The organism is Streptomyces sp. NPDC050147 (genome assembly GCF_040660195.1).
Taxonomy (GTDB): domain Bacteria; phylum Actinomycetota; class Actinomycetes; order Streptomycetales; family Streptomycetaceae; genus Streptomyces.
The window spans coordinates 111,264-125,559 of record NZ_JBFALJ010000007.1 but is presented as its reverse complement, the minus strand read 5'-3'; the positions used below and the strand labels follow the sequence as shown (position 1 = coordinate 125,559).

Sequence of the window (14,296 nt, the reverse complement as noted above, 5' to 3'; positions counted from 1 at the left end):
AGGGCTTCGTGGCGGTCAGGACTTCGTCGCGCCGGCCGTCAGGCCGGAGACGAGGTGGCGCTGCACGAAGCCGAAGATCACCGCGGCGGGCACCGCGACGATCACCGCCGAGGCCGTCAACGAGCCCCAGTCGCTGGTGTACTGATTGACGAAGGTCTGCAGGCCGCCCGCCAGGGTGAGGTTCTCCTCGCCCGTCATGAAGGCGGAGGCGTAGGCGACCTCGGCCCAGCCGGTGATGAAGCTGTAGAAGCCGGTGACGGCGAGACCGGGCTTGGCCAGCGGCACGATGAGCCGCCAGAAGGTGCCGAACGGGTTGAGCCCGTCCACCCGTCCGGCCTCGTCGATCTCCACCGGGATGGTGTCGAAGTACCCCTTCATCATCCAGGCGCAGAAGGGCACGGCGATCGTCAGGTAGGTGACGACGAGGCCGATGGGCTGGTTGAGCAGGCCCAGAGTGGCGAGGAGGTTGTAGAGCGGCACGATGAGCACCGCGACGGGGAACATCTGGGTGATCAGCAGGAGCCACATCAGCGGCCGCATGCCGGGGAACTTGAAACGGCTGACGGCATAGCCGGTCGTCGCGGAGATGAAGACGCCGATCACCGTGGTCAGGCCGACGACGAGCAGGGAGTTGGCGAGCCAGCTCAGGAACTCCGTGTCGTTGACGACGTGGTCGTAGTTGCGGAGCGTGAAGTCCTTGACCAGGTCGGTGGAGAACGCCTCGCTCGTCGGCTTGAAGGAGGTGATCAGCAGCCACAGCGGTGGGAGCACCGCGGTGGCCGAGGCGATCAGCAGGCCCAGGTGGAGGCCGGCCGAGGCCAGCGGGCCGCGTTCACCGCGCTCCCTGACCTTCTTCGCCTTGGGCAGGCTCGCGGTCGACGTCTTCTGGTCGGTCACGGTGGTCACCACACTTCTCCCTGCTTGCGGAGCGCGCGGCGGTAGACGACCGCGAAGAGCGAAAGGAGCAGCAGAATGATGACGCCCCAGGCCGCGGATCCGGCGAAGTCGCGCGGACTCACGACGAACGAGAGCCGGTAGGCATACGTCACCAGGATCTCGGTGGCGTCTCCCGGACCGCCCCGGGTGAGCAGGAAGATCACCGGGAACATGTTGAAGGTCCAGATGCCGCTGATCAGGATCACGGTGCTGCTGACGGTCCGCAGGCCCGGCAGGGTGATGTGCCGGAAGCGCTGCCAGGCGTTGGCGCCGTCCATCTCCGCGGCTTCGTAGAGCTCGCCGGGGATGGACTGGAGTCCGCCGAGCATGGCGACCAGCATGAACGGGACGCCGAGCCAGACGTTGACCGTGATCACCGAGAGCTTGGCCCACGTGGGGTCGTTGAGCCACGGGATCGCGTCGATGCCCCCACCGGCGAGGATCTTGTTGAGGATGCCGTTCTTCTCGTTGAACAGCAGCCGCCAGGTGAAGACGGAGACGAAGGCCGGCACCGCCCACGGCAGGATCAGCGCCATCCGGTAGAGGGAGCGCCCCGCCAGCTTGCGGTTGAGCATGTTCGCCAGCATCAGGCCGAGCCCGAAGGAGATCGCGACGCAGGAGACGGTCCAGATGATCGTCCAGGTCAGCCGGTCCCAGAAGATGCCGTCGGAGAGCACGGCGGTGTAGTTGTCCAGGCCGACGGACTCGTAGGTCGCCGGGATGTGGTTGACGCCGATGGTGCGCTCGACGTTCGCCTCGTTGGCGTCGGTCGTCGACAGGTACAGGCCCCGTACGAGCGGGTATCCGATGATCACGCCGATCACGGCCACCACGGGGGCGACCATGCTCCACGCGTACCAGTGGGTGGACAGCGACCTGCGCAGCCGCCCCGGGGTCTTGCCGGTGTCGCCGGTCCGCCGGCCGCGGCCGCGGGCGCCCTGGGCGTCCGCGGCCTTGGCCAGAGACTGGCTGCTGTCAACAGCCATTTACTTGTAGTCCTTCAGGAGCTTGCGGTAGGCGTCGCCGACACCCTTCGCCCCGTTCTCGGGCGAGGTCTTGCCGCTGAGCACCTTCTCCATCTGCAGCCGGATCGGCTCGAACAGGGCGTTGGCCTGCGGGATCCACGGCCGCTCCACGGACTTGTCCACGGCCGGCTTGAAGAACTGCACCATCTGGTTGTCCTTGACGGACTTCGCGTCGTACACCGAGGTACGGGTGGGCAGCAGGCTGAGCTTCTCGGTGGTCTGCTGCTGCACCTTGGCCGAGCTCATGTACTTGATGAACTCGTAGCTCGCGTCGAGGTTCTTGGATCCCGCGTAGGCCGCGAGGTTCCAGCCGCCCTGCGGGGAGGCCTGGCGGTCGCTGCCGCCGGGGACCGGGGCGATGCCGAGGTTGTCCTTGTCGCCCTTGAACTCCTTGCCCTGCATGGCTCCTTCGATGGACCACGGTCCGTCGAGGGCCATCGCGACGTCGCCGTCCTTGAAGGCGTTGAGCTGGTTGTTGTAGCCGTCGCTCGCGTCGGTGGTGGCGGCCTTGGAGTCCACCAGGTCCTTCATCACCTTGAAGGCCGCTGCGCCCTGGGGGTCGTCGACGGTGATCTTCTTGTTCTTCGTGTCGAGGAGGTCGCCACCCTCGCCGTAGAGGTACGGAAGGTAGTAGTACGGGTCGTCGCCGCGCAGGTAGAGGCCGGTCTTGCCGGACTTCGACTTGATCTTCTTCGCGGCGGACTTCACCTCGTCGAAGGACTTGGGGACCTCGACGCCGGCCTCCTTGAGCATCTTCTTGTTGTAGAAGAGCGCCAGGGTGTCGATCGTCTGCGGGGCCGCGTAGGTCTTGCCCTTGAACTTGGTGCTGGCCGCGGCCTGCGGGAGGTAGTCGTCCGCCTTGTCGAGGGCGGCGGTGCCCTCCAGCGGCGCCAGGTAGCCGAGGTTGGCGAAGTCCGCGACCCAGGCGACCTCGGTGCGCATCACGTCGGGGGCGCCGGAGTTGCCGCCCGCGGCGTTCTTGAACTTGGCGTTGGCCTCGCCGAACGCGACGCTCACATAGTTGACCTCGACGTCGGGGTGGAGCTTCTCGAAGCCCTCGGCGAGCTTCTTGTACGTCGCCTTCTCGGCGTCGTTCGAGGTGTCCCAGAAAGTGACGGTTCCGGACAGCTTGCCCGAACCCTTGCTGCCGCTGTCACCGTCATCGCCACCGCATGCCGCCACTGTCAGGGCCAGGGTCGCGACCAGTGCGGTGGCCGCTATGCCACGCCGCATGTGAACTCCTTCGACTGATCCCGGAACAAGGGGAGGCAGAACCCCCAACAGGGCTGCCCCCTACGAGCCGCACTCGACGCGGCGCCGGGTTGCCAGGGAACGTAACAGGATTGAAAAGCGCTCGAAAGACCTTGCGGGAAATTTCTGCAAGGTCTGGTGATCGTTACCGCTGTGTGTCCTTACGGTTTCCCTTGCTGCGCTTGACAGGCCGTCTGAAGTGGCAACGGTCTCCTCCGCTCCCGCCCTGGAGGTCCCGCAAGTTCCTTGCAGAACCGGATCTTTCTGCAAGCTTTCACGACCGGTGTGCAATCCGGCGGATCACCGGTACAGTCCCCGCATGACCGCACGGCTCGTCGACATCGCAGCGCAGGCGGGGGTGAGCGAAGCCACCGTCAGCCGCGTCCTCAACGGCAAGCCCGGTGTGGCGGCGGGCACCCGCGAATCCGTCCTGGCCGCCCTGGACATGCTCGGCTTCGAACGTCCCACGCGGCTGCGGCAGCGCAGCAGCGCCGGACTGATCGGTCTGATCACGCCCGAGCTGGACAACCCGATCTTCCCCGCGCTGGCCCAGGTCATAGCCCAGGCCCTGACCCGCCAGGGCTACACCCCGGTTCTGGCCACCCAGACGCCGGGCGGCTCCACCGAGGACGAGCTCACCGACATGCTGGTGGACCGCGGCGTCAGCGGGATCATCTTCGTCTCCGGCCTGCACGCCGACACCACCGCCGACATGGAGCGCTATGAGGTGCTGCGCGGCAAGGGCGTGCCTTTCGTCCTGGTCAACGGCTTCTCCCCCAAGGTGCAGGCTCCCTTCGTCTCCACGGACGACCGTGCCGCGGCCCGGCTCGCCGTCACGCACCTCGCCTCGCTGGGCCACTCGCGCATCGGGCTCGCGGTGGGTCCCAAGCGCTTCGTGCCCGTACTGCGCAAGATCGAGGGCTTCCAGATCGGCATGCGCGAACGCCTCGGGATGTCGCCCGCGGACTCCGAGCAGCTCATCGAGCACTCCCTCTACACCCTGGAGGGCGGCCAGGCCGCGGCGGGCACGCTGATCGGCCGTGGCTGCACCGCGATCGTGTGCGCCAGCGACATGATGGCGCTCGGCGCCATCCGGGCCGCCCGGGAGCGTGACCTGCGGGTTCCGCGCGACATCTCGGTGGTCGGCTACGACGACTCGCCGCTCATCGCGTTCACCGACCCTCCGTTGACCACCATCCGCCAGCCGGTCCAGGCGATGGGGCAGGCCTCCGTCCGTACCCTCCTCGAGGAGATCGGCAAAACTCCCGCCCCGCACAGCGAGTTCCTCTTCATGCCGGAGCTGGTGGTCCGCGGCTCGACCGCGTCCGGCCGGCCGGAGCCGGGCTCTGTCTAGCCGGGGGCAGGCGCTGCCCGTCGAGATCGACGTCCTGGTGCTCGGCGGCGCCGGCGTGGACTCGATCGTGTACGTCCCCGAGCTGCCGCTCCCCTACGCCGACAGTTACATGGTGCCCGCGATCGACATGCGGGCCGGGCAGACCGGTGACTTCGTCGCGATGGGGGTTCAGGCCCTTGGGCTGCGCACCCATCACATCGACCTCATCGGCGACGACCACGAGGGCGAGCTGGTCCGCGCCCTGCACCGTGAGCGCGGCATCCCCTTCACCGAGGTCCCCCAGCGCGGGGGCACCAAACGCGCGGTGAACCTCGTCGGCCCCGACGGGCGTCGCCTCTCGCTGTACGACAACAGCCGTTCGCAGGACACTGACCGGCTGCCCACGGCGACGGTCGAGGCCCTGGCCGCGGTGAGCAGGCACGCCCACGTCTCCCTCACCCACCCCTGTGCCTTTGCCCTGCCCACGCTGCGCGCGCAGGGAGTCACCATCTCGACCGACCTGCACAACTGGGACGGAGCCGAGCCGTACCACGAGGCTTTCGCCTACGAAGCCGACGTCGTCTTCCTCTCGGCCACCGCCCTGACCGACCCGGAGAAGACCATGCGCCGGATCGCCGCGCGCGGCCGGGCCGAGGCGGTCATCGCGACGGCCGGGGCCGAGGGAGCACATCTCCTCGTCGACGGCGAACTGTCCCACGTGCCGGCCGTCACGCCCCCCGCCCCCGTGGTGGACTCCAACGGCGCCGGTGACGCCTTCGCCTCGGCCTACCTCTTCGGCCTGCTGTCCGGCGAGCCACCCCAGCGGTGCGCCCGCTACGGCGCGATCGCCGGCGCGTACGCCTGCACCGTCCCGGCCACGCGCGCCGACGTCATCAGCAGGGACCGACTTCTCGCCCTGGCCGACGGACCACCGCGGACCTGAGCGACGATGGCCGGGTCCACCACGCAGCGACACGGAGGAAGAGACATGGCATCGCGGACCGACGTGCGCACCGGTCGTGTGCTGTACGGGTGCATGGGGCTCGGCGGCACCTGGGACACCACCCCGTACGCCGCCGAGGACATCGCCGCGGCCGAGGCCGCCGTGGAGGCCGCCCTCGAGGCCGGCATCACGGTGTTCGACCAGGCCGACATCTACCGGCACGGCAAGTCGGAGGCGGTCTTCGGCGAGGTGCTCGCCAGGGCTTCCGGGCTGCGCGAACGCATCGTGCTGCAGACCAAGTGCGGCATCCGCCTCGCCGACGGCGACCGCCCCGGTCTGTACGACCTGCGGGGGCCGACCATCGTCCAGCGCGTCGAGGAGAGCCTCACCCGGCTGCGCACCGACGTGATCGACGTACTGCTCCTGCACCGCCCCGATCCGCTGACGGGCCCGGAGGAGATCGCGAAAGCTCTGTCCTCCCTCCACGGACAGGGCCTGGTACGCCGGTTCGGCGTGTCGAACATGAGCGCCACGCAGATCGCCAACCTGCGGGCGCATCTCGACGTACCGCTGGTCGCCAACCAGTTGGAGATGAGCCTGGAGTGCCGCGACTGGGTGGAGGCCGGGGTGCTCGTGAACACACCGGCCGCCGCTGACAGCGGTTTCCCGCACGGAACCCTCGAGTACTGCACCGCCAACGGCATCCAGCTGCAGGCCTGGGGAGCCCTCGCCCGGGGCCGCTTCACCGGCGGCGGCGAGACCCCGACCGCACGGCTCGTCACCGAGCTCGCCACCCGCAAGCGGACGACCCCGGAGACGATCCTCCTGTGGTGGCTCCAGCGGCATCCCGCGCAGATCGCCCCCGTCATCGGCACCAGCCGCCCGGACCGCATCCTCGCCTGCCGCGACGCCGTGCACCGCGAACCCGAACTCACCCACGAGGAGTGGTACGCCCTGTGGACCACCGCCCGCGGCGGCCCCCTGCCGTAGGGCGGCTACAGACGCCGGACGATCTGCGCTCCCACCCGCTCCACGGGCGTACGGCTGTAGACGTGCACGAGGGCGAGGTGGAAGAGCGCCGGTGCGAGCGGGGCCCAGCGGTGAACGCGGTCGGGCCGCAGGACGTACTTGATCACCGCGGCGGGACGGAACGGCACGTAGTCAATGGTCTGGTGCTCCCACCTGTCCGCCACGCCCCGGCTCATGCGCGCCTGCAGGTCCTCGCGGGTCAGGTCCTTCAGCCGGGCGTAGAAGTGGGCGCTCCAGTGGCGCTTCTCGACGTCCAGGACGAAGGCGAGGAGTTCGAGCGAGTACTCGTGCGGCTCGATGGCCAGCTCCTCGCGCATGCCGCGCCGGGCAACGGCGTGCAGGTCCGGGGCGCTCCTGCCGGACGAGTCGATGTGCCGGGACATTCCTTCGTTGACGGAGGAGTTCCACACCCCAGGCGCCATCCTGACCCGGTCACTGCGCCGGCTGACGACCAGCATGTCGTCGGCGGTCACCACGGCGATGTTGACAGCGAAGCTGCACTGCAGGAAGGCGGGGGCCCGTAAGGGGTCGTCCGGGTCGAGATGGCGTGAGCGGGGCGTCGTGCCGTCGGCCAGGCGGCGGTCCAGTTGCTGGGCGGCCAGGAAGGTGTAGTAGTCCGTCGGGCGCAGCCGCAGGTGGACTTCCGGCTGCTCGTCGAGCGCGGTCCGCGAGACATCGAAGGACTCGACGGCGTAGCGAGGGCCGTTCCACAGAGGTGTGCGGCCCTCGGCCCGCAACCGCGCGCTTTCTTCCTCTATCTCGTCCCGCCAGGCGGCCATGTCGGAAGGCAGCTCGATCCCTTCGTCGAGCACCTGGATGTAGACGGCCTCGGCGGGGATGGAGGACTCTCCGTCCCCTTCCACGATCAGCGCCGAGGTGTGCAGTGGTCCCACCGAGAAGGTCCGCCACGCGGGGCTGGACTCCTCCCGCTGTCGCAGGCTGCGTACCGCGCGTGTGGAGCGCGTGCGCAGTCGGTACAGGCCGTTCTGCAACGGCTGCTGGAACAGCACCGCGAACAGCATTCCCAGCACGGCGCCCACGACGCCGTTGGCCACATCTATCCCGCCCATGTCAGGCAGCGTAGAGGGAAGTTGATCACGACGGTGCCGTATCGCCCGTCTCCCCCGTTTCCGACGGTCATAATCGGCGCCGTGACCGAGCCCGCCGTCGAGGTCCCTTCCCTCGTACGTCAGAAGGCCCACAGCCTTGGGGCCCCCGGCCGCCGGTGGCTGGACGAGTTGCCCGGGCTTCTCGGTGGCCTGGAGCGGCGCTGGTCGATCGGGATCGGGCCGCCGCTGCCCGGCGCAAGCACCTCCTACGTGGCGCGGGTCCGGACCCGCGACGGCCGGAACGAGGTGCTCAAAGTCTCCCTGCCTTCGCCGGACTTCACCAGTCAGGTACGGGTCCTGCGCCTCGCGGAGGGGCAGGGGTACGCGAGGCTCCTCGCGCAGGACCTGGGCCGGCGTGCGCTGCTCCTGGAAGCGCTCGGGCCGTCGATGGACCGGCTCGGCCTCGCTCCCCGGCAGCAGATGGAGACCCTGTGCGCCATGCTCACGAGCGCCTGGCGAGTGCCGCGCGCCGCGGTACTGACCGCCGACCCCGCCCAGAACAAGGCCCGCGCCCTGGGCGAGATGGTCGAGCGCCGGTGGGAGAGCCTCGGGCGGCCTTGCTCGGAGCGGGTCGTGACCACGGCGCTCACCTTCGCCGAACGTCGCGCCGCCGCGTTCGATCCCGACCGTTGCGTCGTCGTGCACGGCGACCCGCATCCCGGCAACGCGCTGCGGGCCGCCGCGCCCCGGGCCGGTGCCGAGGCCGGGTTCGTCTTCGTGGACCCCGACGGGTTCCTCGCCGAGCCCGCGTACGACCTGGGAGTCGTACTGCGCGACTGGTGCGCCGAGTTGAGGGGCCGGGACGGGGCCGCGGCGCGCGGTCTGATCCGTTCCTACTGCGGGCTGCTCGCGGACCGGGCCGGGGTGGACGAGCGCGCGGTCTGGGAATGGGGCTTCCTTGAGCGGGTGTCCACCGGGCTGTACGTGCTCGACTTCGGCGCGCAGGAGCTCGGCCGCCCGTTCCTGGAGACCGCGGAGTTGCTGATCTGACGTTGCCCCGGCTCTCCCAACCGAGCGGTGTGGGCGAGGCGTTGTCACCGCCTTGGCACCGAGGGGCATGGTGGTGGAGGGTCCGGGTGTGGTGGGCGCCACACGCGTGATGGAGTGATACTTAGGTAAGCCTAAGCTAAGTTATTGGTTGATCGCCTCTCCTGGAGGCGCCTCAGTCAAGGAGATTGACGCAGCATGTCCTCACTCACCTGCCGCATCCGCCGTACCGCCGCAGTCGCCGTGGCCCTCGCCGCGGGCAGTACGTTGGCCCTGACCGGTACCGCGTCCGCGCAGCCCGGGCAGCACTCCGGCAAAGCGTCCGGCTCAACCGTCGAGTCCGCGCCGCTCGTGAAGGGGCTCTACCAGTCCGCGTACTCCGAGCGGAACAACGTGCTGTGGGCCACCTCCGCGGTGGGCAGGCCGCCCGTCACCAACTCCAGCCTCCTGAAGGTCGACCCGCGCACGCTGAAGGTGAAGGCCAGTTACACGCCTCCGGTCACCAACGCCGAGACCGGCGCCGTCGAGGCCGTCTACGGAATCGCCGTCGACGACGAGCACAACACCGTCTGGACGACGAACACCCGCGACAACTCCGTCGCCGTCTACGACCAGCGCACCGGCAAGCACCTCGCCTCGCTGCCCGGCGTGAACCACGCCCGTGAGGTCGTCGTGGACGCCAAGCACAACACGGCGTGGGCGAGCAGCTTCGGCGACGGCACCGTCGTGGCCTTCGACACCCGCACCTTCAAGGAGAAGAAGCGCGTCACGGTCGAGGGGTCGAGCCCGGCCGGCCTCGCCCTGAACGCGCGGACGGGTGCCGTCTACGCCGCCGACCTGGGCGGCGACCGCATCATCGAGATCACCCCGAAGGGCGAGAGCCCGCGCCTCATCCCGACCGGCGACGGCCCGATCTCCGTCGCCCTCTCCAAGAACGGCCGCACCGCCTACACCGCCGATCAGGCCGCCGGCGGCCTCTCGGTCATCGACCTCAAAAAGGGCACCGTGACGAAGTCCGTGCCGACCGGCGCGGGCGCCCTGTCCGTCGCCACCGACCGGCGTTCGGGCAACGTCCTGGTCGCCAACCGGACCCCCGGCACCATCACGGTCGTCGACCCCGCCAAGGGCGCCGTCGTCGAGTCCCTGACCACCGGCGCCAACCCCAACCACGTCCAGGTGACGGGCGGTACGGCGTTCGTGGTCGACAAGTCCGGCACCGGCCCCGAGGGCCAGGACCAGGCTCACCGCATCCGCATCGGCCGCTGAGCCTCCGCGGACCCCGAGCACCATGGCCGTCCCGCCCGCCACACGACCGTGGCGAGCGGGACGTCGTCGTACGCGACGGACTACGACCCGAGGCGCTGACCGCGTCCCCTCAGTGCGCCGGACGCATCCGCCGGACCGCTCGCACGGAGCAGTCTCTTGCGTACGAGGTGACTCTGCGCCGCGACCGTCGCGATCACGCCCGCGCCGAGCAGCGGCCAGGCGAGGGGACCGGCGGCGATCACGGCCGTGACCAGGAGCGGTCCCCCGCTGCGCTGGGCCGACGAGGACAGACCGTGCACGCCGAGATAGGCGCCCTGGGCGTCATCGGGGGCGAGCGCGATGGAGAGCTCCCAGGACGCGATGGCGTGCAGGATCTCCGCGAAGGTGAAGGCGATCGCCGCTGCCACCAGGGCGATGACGGTCGCCCAGGTGCCGCCTGCCACCGAGGCGGTCATCGCGGCGCAGCCGACGACGAAACACGCGGCGAGGGGTACGAGGAGTGCTCGGGCTCCGTCCGGTGTACCCCCGAAGCGGGACAGCGGGACCTGGCAGCAGACGACGAGCACGCAGTTGAGGACCATGAGCAGCGGTGCGAGGCCGTGCGGGGCGTCCGTGGCGTGGACGATCCACAGGGGCATGCCGACCTGGAGGACCGCGTCGTCGAGGAAGAGCGCCGCCTCGGTCGCGGTGAACAGAAGGTAGGGACGGTCGCGCCACGGGTTTGACTGTGGAGCGGGCGGCGCGGACGCCGTGGAATCGGTGACCACGCGGGAGGGGGAAGGCGGTTCCGCGCAGCGCAGGGTGAGGAACGCGGCGAAAAGGAAGCTGATCACGTTGCCGATGAGCAGCGCCTGGTAAGCGTGGTCCGTGCCGACGGCGAGGGCGAGGGCGCCGGCGAGGCCGCCGATGGCCCAGCCCGCGTTGGACACCGTGCGCTGCACGGCTTGGTACTTGGTGCGGTCCGGACCCGCGATACGGGCGGCGTACAGCTTGGTGAGGACGTTGGCCCCGCGGTCGGCGAGGCTGTTCACGGCCGAGTACACCAGGAGCAGGGAGAAGTCGTCCGTCGTCAGCAACGCCAACAGGGCGACGGCCTGCTGGAGTTGGGCGCCGATGATGACGCGGGTGACGGGGAAGCGGTCGGCGAGATGGCCCGCGAGCGGCGCGCCCGCGATGCCGACGGCCCCCGAGACACCCATGAGTACACCGACCTCGGCGACGGAGAGCCCGGTGACCAGGGTGAAGTAGAGGGCGGCCGCCCCCATCCACAGCCCGGTGCCCACCTTGTTGATCAGGGCGATCCAGAGCATGCGGCGGCCGTCGAGGCCCCCTGGTATGCGGGCGTACAACGCGGCCCGTCGGCGGCTGAGACCCACCGCTCCCCCTTGTCCTGCGATTGTCCGGCGATACGGCTTCTGTCCGGCGATACGACTTCGACTTGACCGCACCTTTGTACCAATACATACTGGCTTACGTGGCAGCACAATATGCGATCAACGGCACGACCGCCAAGGGCATTACCTCTTCGGTCGAACAGGCCGTGGCGGAAGGCGGTTTGGGCCCGGGCGACGCGCTGCCTCCGGTACGGAGGCTGGCCGACGATCTCGGAGTCAGCGCGGGGACGGTGGCGACGGCCTACAAGGAGCTCCGGCAGCGCGGGATCGTGGTGACGCGGGGACGTGGCGGAACGGTGGTCGCGCAGGCGCCCGCGATCGGAGCGCGCCGACCGCCGCGAGTGCCGCAGGGGGTGCGCGATCTGGCGGGCGGGCACCCGGACCCGGCACTGATGCCGGTGCTGCTGCCGCCCGAGCGAGTGGTACCCGTCCTCGGTTCGCACCGCGGCTCGCCGCGCCGCACGGGACTTGAGGAGCTGGCCCGTGAGTGGTTCGCGCGCGACGGCATCCCTGACAGCCGGGTGACCTTCGCGCACGGCGCACTGGACTGCATGGCACGCCTGCTCTCCGCGGAGCTGAAGCCGGGCGACGCGGTGGCCGTGGAGGACCCGGGTTTTCACCATCTCCTGGACCTCGTACCGGCGTTGGGCCTGCGCATGGTGCCGGTCGCGGTGGACGACGAGGGGATCACGCCCGGCGCGTTGCGCACCGCGCTACGGGCAGGAGTCAGGGCGGTGGTGTGCAGCCCCCGGGGGCAGAATCCGATGGGCGGCTGCTTCTCGGAGGCACGGCGCGACGCCCTGCTCGAAGCGCTCGGGGGCTTCCCGGAGGTACTGGTCATCGAGGACGACCACAACGCGGAGGTCGCGGGCGCGCCCCCGTACTCGCTGGCGTCGGGCGGTCTTGAGCGGTGGGCCCAGGTGCGGACCGTGTCCAAGCACCTGAGCGTCGACCTGCGGTGGGCGGCGCTCGCGTGCGACGCGACCACGCTGGCCCGGCACGAGGGACGGATGCTGCTCACGTCGGGATGGGTCAGTCACCTGCTGCAGGAGACGGTCGAGCGCACGATGGCCGATCCCGCCACGCGGACACTGGTGACGCGGGCCGAACACGCCTACAGCGAGCGGCGCCAGGCACTGATCCGAGAGTTGGCACGCCGCGGAATCGCGGCGCGCGGCGCGAGCGGCATGAACGTGTGGGTATCGGTGCGGGACGAATCCGCCGTGGTCAACGGGTTGCGCTCACGGGGATGGTGGGTGGCCGCGGGCTCACGCTTCCGCATCGCCACACCCACCGCCGTACGCATCACCACGGCCTCGCTCGAGGTGCCGGAAGCGGCGCGGCTCGCCACAGACTTCGCCGCGGTGCTCGGCGACTCCGAGGCCACGTACGGGGGTTGAGTCGGCTTTGCCGCCCTGTACGGGCGTTGAGTGCGCGGCAGGCGGGACAATGGGTACGGGTGCCACCGTCCCGCCCCCCCGAACGTCACTTCAGCGAGGTGTCCCGATGATCAGCTGGCGTCGACTCGACGAATCGGACTTCCCCCTGCTGCGGCGGTGGTTGGAGCAGCCGTTCGTCGCACGCTGGTGGAACCACGAGACCTCGCCCGAGGCGGTGGCGCGCGACTTCGGCCCCGCGGCCCGCGGCGAGGAGCCGTCCGAGGACCTGCTCATGCTGCTGGACGGCGAACCGTTCGGCCTCGTCCAGCGCTGCCGCTTCGTCGACTACCCCGAGTACGGGGCCGAGTTGGCCGGTCAAGCGGAGGTTCCCGAGGGCGCCCTCTCCATCGACTACCTGATCGGGGAGCCCTCCCAGGCCGGCCGGGGACTCGGCACGCGCATGATCCGGGCGATCGTCGAGGCCACCTGGAGCGATCACGACGAGGCCACCGCCGTACTCGTCCCCGTACACGTGGGCAATCACGCGTCGTGGCGCGCCCTGGAGAAGGCGGGCCTGCGGCGGGTCGCCGAGGTGTCGCTGGAACCCGACAACCCCCTCGACGACCGCGCCCACTACCTCTACCGGATCGACCGTCCCGCGGACGACCTCATCCGGCAGGCGGAAGCGTGATCCGGTCGAGGCGCTCCCGCTGCTCCGCGCTCAGCCGCAGACCGGCCGCGGCGACGTTCTCGGCCAGGTGGTCGAGCGAGGCGGTGCCGGGGATCGGCAGCACGACCGGTGAACGGCCCAGCAGCCATGCCAGGGCGATCTGCGCCGCGGTGGCGCCGAGTTCGGTCGCCACGGCCTCGATCTCGGCCGCCCCGGACGAGGCCGCCGGGTGCACCGGCCGCCAGGGCAGGAAGGCGATTCCCGCGGCGTCACACGCGTCGAGCACGGCCTCATGCTCGCGGTCCAGCACGCTGTAGCGGTTCTGCACGCTCGCCACGTCGACGATCTGCTGTGCTTCGCGCAGCTCGTCGGCGGTGACCTCCGAGAGGCCGATGTGGCCGATCCTCCCGTCGAGTTGGAACTCTCGCAGCGTGCCGAGCTGATCGGCGAGCGGCACCTTCGGGTCGAGACGGTGCATCTGAAGGAGCCCGATCCGCTCGACACGCAGCCGGCGCAGGGCCTGCTCGACCTGCTCACGCAGGAACTCCGGCCGTCCGTTGACCGGCGCCTCTTCGCCGGGACCCGGCCGCTCGATCGCGACCTTGGTCGCGATGAGCAAATCGTCCGGGTACGGATACAGCGCTTCGACCAGAAGTTCCTCGTTGGCTCCCCACCCGTACATGTACGCCGTGTCGATCAGCGTGACGCCCAGGTCGACGGCTCGTCGGGCCACCTCGATGGAGGCTTTCCTGGCCGCACCCGCCTCGGTCGCGAGGCGCATCGCCCCGAACCCGATCCGGTGGACAGGGATTTCTCCGCCGATGCGGAACGTGCTCGATGTCATGTGTCGCGTCTCCCCCTCATGTGTGTCGGCGCGCACCAGGACCGCGAGCCCGCCATCACGACGACGAACCGAAAGCGTGCTGGGTTCCCGCGAATTGCGCACCCCCGTGCATTGACGGCCGGCGGCGCCC

13 protein-coding genes are annotated in these 14,296 nt (G+C 69.9%); 7 read left to right on the top strand and 6 right to left on the bottom strand.

Annotation, left to right across the window (positions count from 1 at the left end; translation table 11 throughout):
- Positions 1 to 15: 15 nt before the first annotated feature.
- The 3 genes from AB0I94_RS13655 to AB0I94_RS13645 are packed head-to-tail and all read right to left on the bottom strand — an operon-like array spanning position 16 to position 3,194.
- Positions 16 to 897, bottom strand: coding sequence for a carbohydrate ABC transporter permease (locus AB0I94_RS13655; RefSeq protein WP_363309888.1), 882 nt, complete (start codon positions 895 to 897; stop codon positions 16 to 18).
- A gap of 5 nt (positions 898 to 902) precedes the next feature.
- On the bottom strand, positions 903 to 1,922 hold the full coding sequence (locus tag AB0I94_RS13650; protein ID WP_363309705.1) for a sugar ABC transporter permease: 1,020 nt from the start codon (positions 1,920 to 1,922) through the stop codon (positions 903 to 905).
- Positions 1,923 to 3,194 (bottom strand): extracellular solute-binding protein, encoded by a 1,272-nt coding sequence (locus tag AB0I94_RS13645; protein ID WP_363309704.1) that lies wholly within the window; start codon positions 3,192 to 3,194, stop codon positions 1,923 to 1,925. It abuts the gene before it with no gap.
- 337 nt (positions 3,195 to 3,531) lie between these two features.
- Between AB0I94_RS13645 and AB0I94_RS13640 the strand changes: the two genes are divergently transcribed.
- From AB0I94_RS13640 to AB0I94_RS13630, 3 genes are read left to right on the top strand one after another with little or no spacing between them, the layout of a single operon-like run.
- The gene (locus tag AB0I94_RS13640) at positions 3,532 to 4,566 is read left to right on the top strand and encodes a LacI family DNA-binding transcriptional regulator (RefSeq protein WP_363309703.1); all 1,035 of its coding nucleotides are present in this window, start codon (positions 3,532 to 3,534) and stop codon (positions 4,564 to 4,566) included.
- A 13-nt stretch (positions 4,567 to 4,579) separates the two neighbouring features.
- The gene (locus AB0I94_RS13635) at positions 4,580 to 5,488 is read left to right on the top strand and encodes an adenosine kinase (RefSeq protein WP_363309887.1); all 909 of its coding nucleotides are present in this window, start codon (positions 4,580 to 4,582) and stop codon (positions 5,486 to 5,488) included.
- 45 nt (positions 5,489 to 5,533) lie between these two features.
- Positions 5,534 to 6,478, top strand: coding sequence for an aldo/keto reductase (locus AB0I94_RS13630; RefSeq protein ID WP_363309702.1), 945 nt, complete (start codon positions 5,534 to 5,536; stop codon positions 6,476 to 6,478).
- A gap of 5 nt (positions 6,479 to 6,483) precedes the next feature.
- On the opposite strand, the gene AB0I94_RS13625 is transcribed toward AB0I94_RS13630, so the two are convergent.
- Positions 6,484 to 7,587, bottom strand: a complete 1,104-nt coding sequence (locus AB0I94_RS13625; protein ID WP_363309701.1) for a hypothetical protein — start codon at positions 7,585 to 7,587, stop codon at positions 6,484 to 6,486.
- A gap of 81 nt (positions 7,588 to 7,668) precedes the next feature.
- On the opposite strand from AB0I94_RS13625, the gene AB0I94_RS13620 reads away from it, so the two are divergent.
- Both AB0I94_RS13620 and AB0I94_RS13615 read left to right on the top strand, forming a co-directional pair.
- The gene (locus AB0I94_RS13620; RefSeq protein ID WP_363309700.1) at positions 7,669 to 8,616 is read left to right on the top strand and encodes an aminoglycoside phosphotransferase family protein; all 948 of its coding nucleotides are present in this window, start codon (positions 7,669 to 7,671) and stop codon (positions 8,614 to 8,616) included.
- 195 nt (positions 8,617 to 8,811) lie between these two features.
- Positions 8,812 to 9,879 (top strand): YncE family protein, encoded by a 1,068-nt coding sequence (locus AB0I94_RS13615; protein WP_363309699.1) that lies wholly within the window; start codon positions 8,812 to 8,814, stop codon positions 9,877 to 9,879.
- Between the two features lie 80 nt (positions 9,880 to 9,959).
- Here AB0I94_RS13615 and AB0I94_RS13610 read toward each other — a convergent pair whose 3' ends face one another.
- A complete protein-coding gene (locus AB0I94_RS13610; protein ID WP_363309698.1) occupies positions 9,960 to 11,255 on the bottom strand; it encodes an MFS transporter in 1,296 nt (431 codons plus the stop codon).
- 98 nt (positions 11,256 to 11,353) lie between these two features.
- Here AB0I94_RS13610 and AB0I94_RS13605 point away from each other — a divergent pair, with 98 nt between their 5' ends.
- Together AB0I94_RS13605 and AB0I94_RS13600 are read left to right on the top strand one after the other, a co-directional pair.
- Complete coding sequence (locus AB0I94_RS13605) at positions 11,354 to 12,673, top strand: aminotransferase class I/II-fold pyridoxal phosphate-dependent enzyme (RefSeq protein ID WP_363309697.1); 1,320 nt, start codon at positions 11,354 to 11,356, stop codon at positions 12,671 to 12,673.
- 106 nt (positions 12,674 to 12,779) lie between these two features.
- Positions 12,780 to 13,343, top strand: coding sequence for a GNAT family N-acetyltransferase (locus tag AB0I94_RS13600; RefSeq protein WP_363309696.1), 564 nt, complete (start codon positions 12,780 to 12,782; stop codon positions 13,341 to 13,343).
- Here AB0I94_RS13600 and AB0I94_RS13595 read toward each other — a convergent pair.
- Positions 13,321 to 14,166 carry an aldo/keto reductase gene (locus AB0I94_RS13595; RefSeq protein ID WP_363309695.1) on the bottom strand — a complete coding sequence of 282 codons (846 nt, stop codon included), beginning with the start codon at positions 14,164 to 14,166 and terminating at the stop codon, positions 13,321 to 13,323. The genes AB0I94_RS13600 and AB0I94_RS13595 overlap by 23 nt on opposite strands.
- Positions 14,167 to 14,296: the final 130 nt, after the last annotated feature.

Bases quoted from the DNA above. Each gene is read 5' to 3' on its own strand.
- AB0I94_RS13615 (WP_363309699.1), top strand. From the start codon at position 8,812: ATGTCCTCACTCACCTGCCGCATCCGCCGTACCGCCGCAGTCGCCGTG.
- AB0I94_RS13630 (WP_363309702.1), top strand. From the start codon at position 5,534: ATGGCATCGCGGACCGACGTGCGCACCGGTCGTGTGCTGTACGGGTGC.
- AB0I94_RS13640 (WP_363309703.1), top strand. From the start codon at position 3,532: ATGACCGCACGGCTCGTCGACATCGCAGCGCAGGCGGGGGTGAGCGAA.
- AB0I94_RS13650 (WP_363309705.1), bottom strand. From the start codon at position 1,922: ATGGCTGTTGACAGCAGCCAGTCTCTGGCCAAGGCCGCGGACGCCCAG.
- AB0I94_RS13625 (WP_363309701.1), bottom strand. From the start codon at position 7,587: ATGGGCGGGATAGATGTGGCCAACGGCGTCGTGGGCGCCGTGCTGGGA.
- AB0I94_RS13595 (WP_363309695.1), bottom strand. From the start codon at position 14,166: ATGACATCGAGCACGTTCCGCATCGGCGGAGAAATCCCTGTCCACCGG.
- AB0I94_RS13645 (WP_363309704.1), bottom strand. From the start codon at position 3,194: ATGCGGCGTGGCATAGCGGCCACCGCACTGGTCGCGACCCTGGCCCTG.
- AB0I94_RS13600 (WP_363309696.1), top strand. From the start codon at position 12,780: ATGATCAGCTGGCGTCGACTCGACGAATCGGACTTCCCCCTGCTGCGG.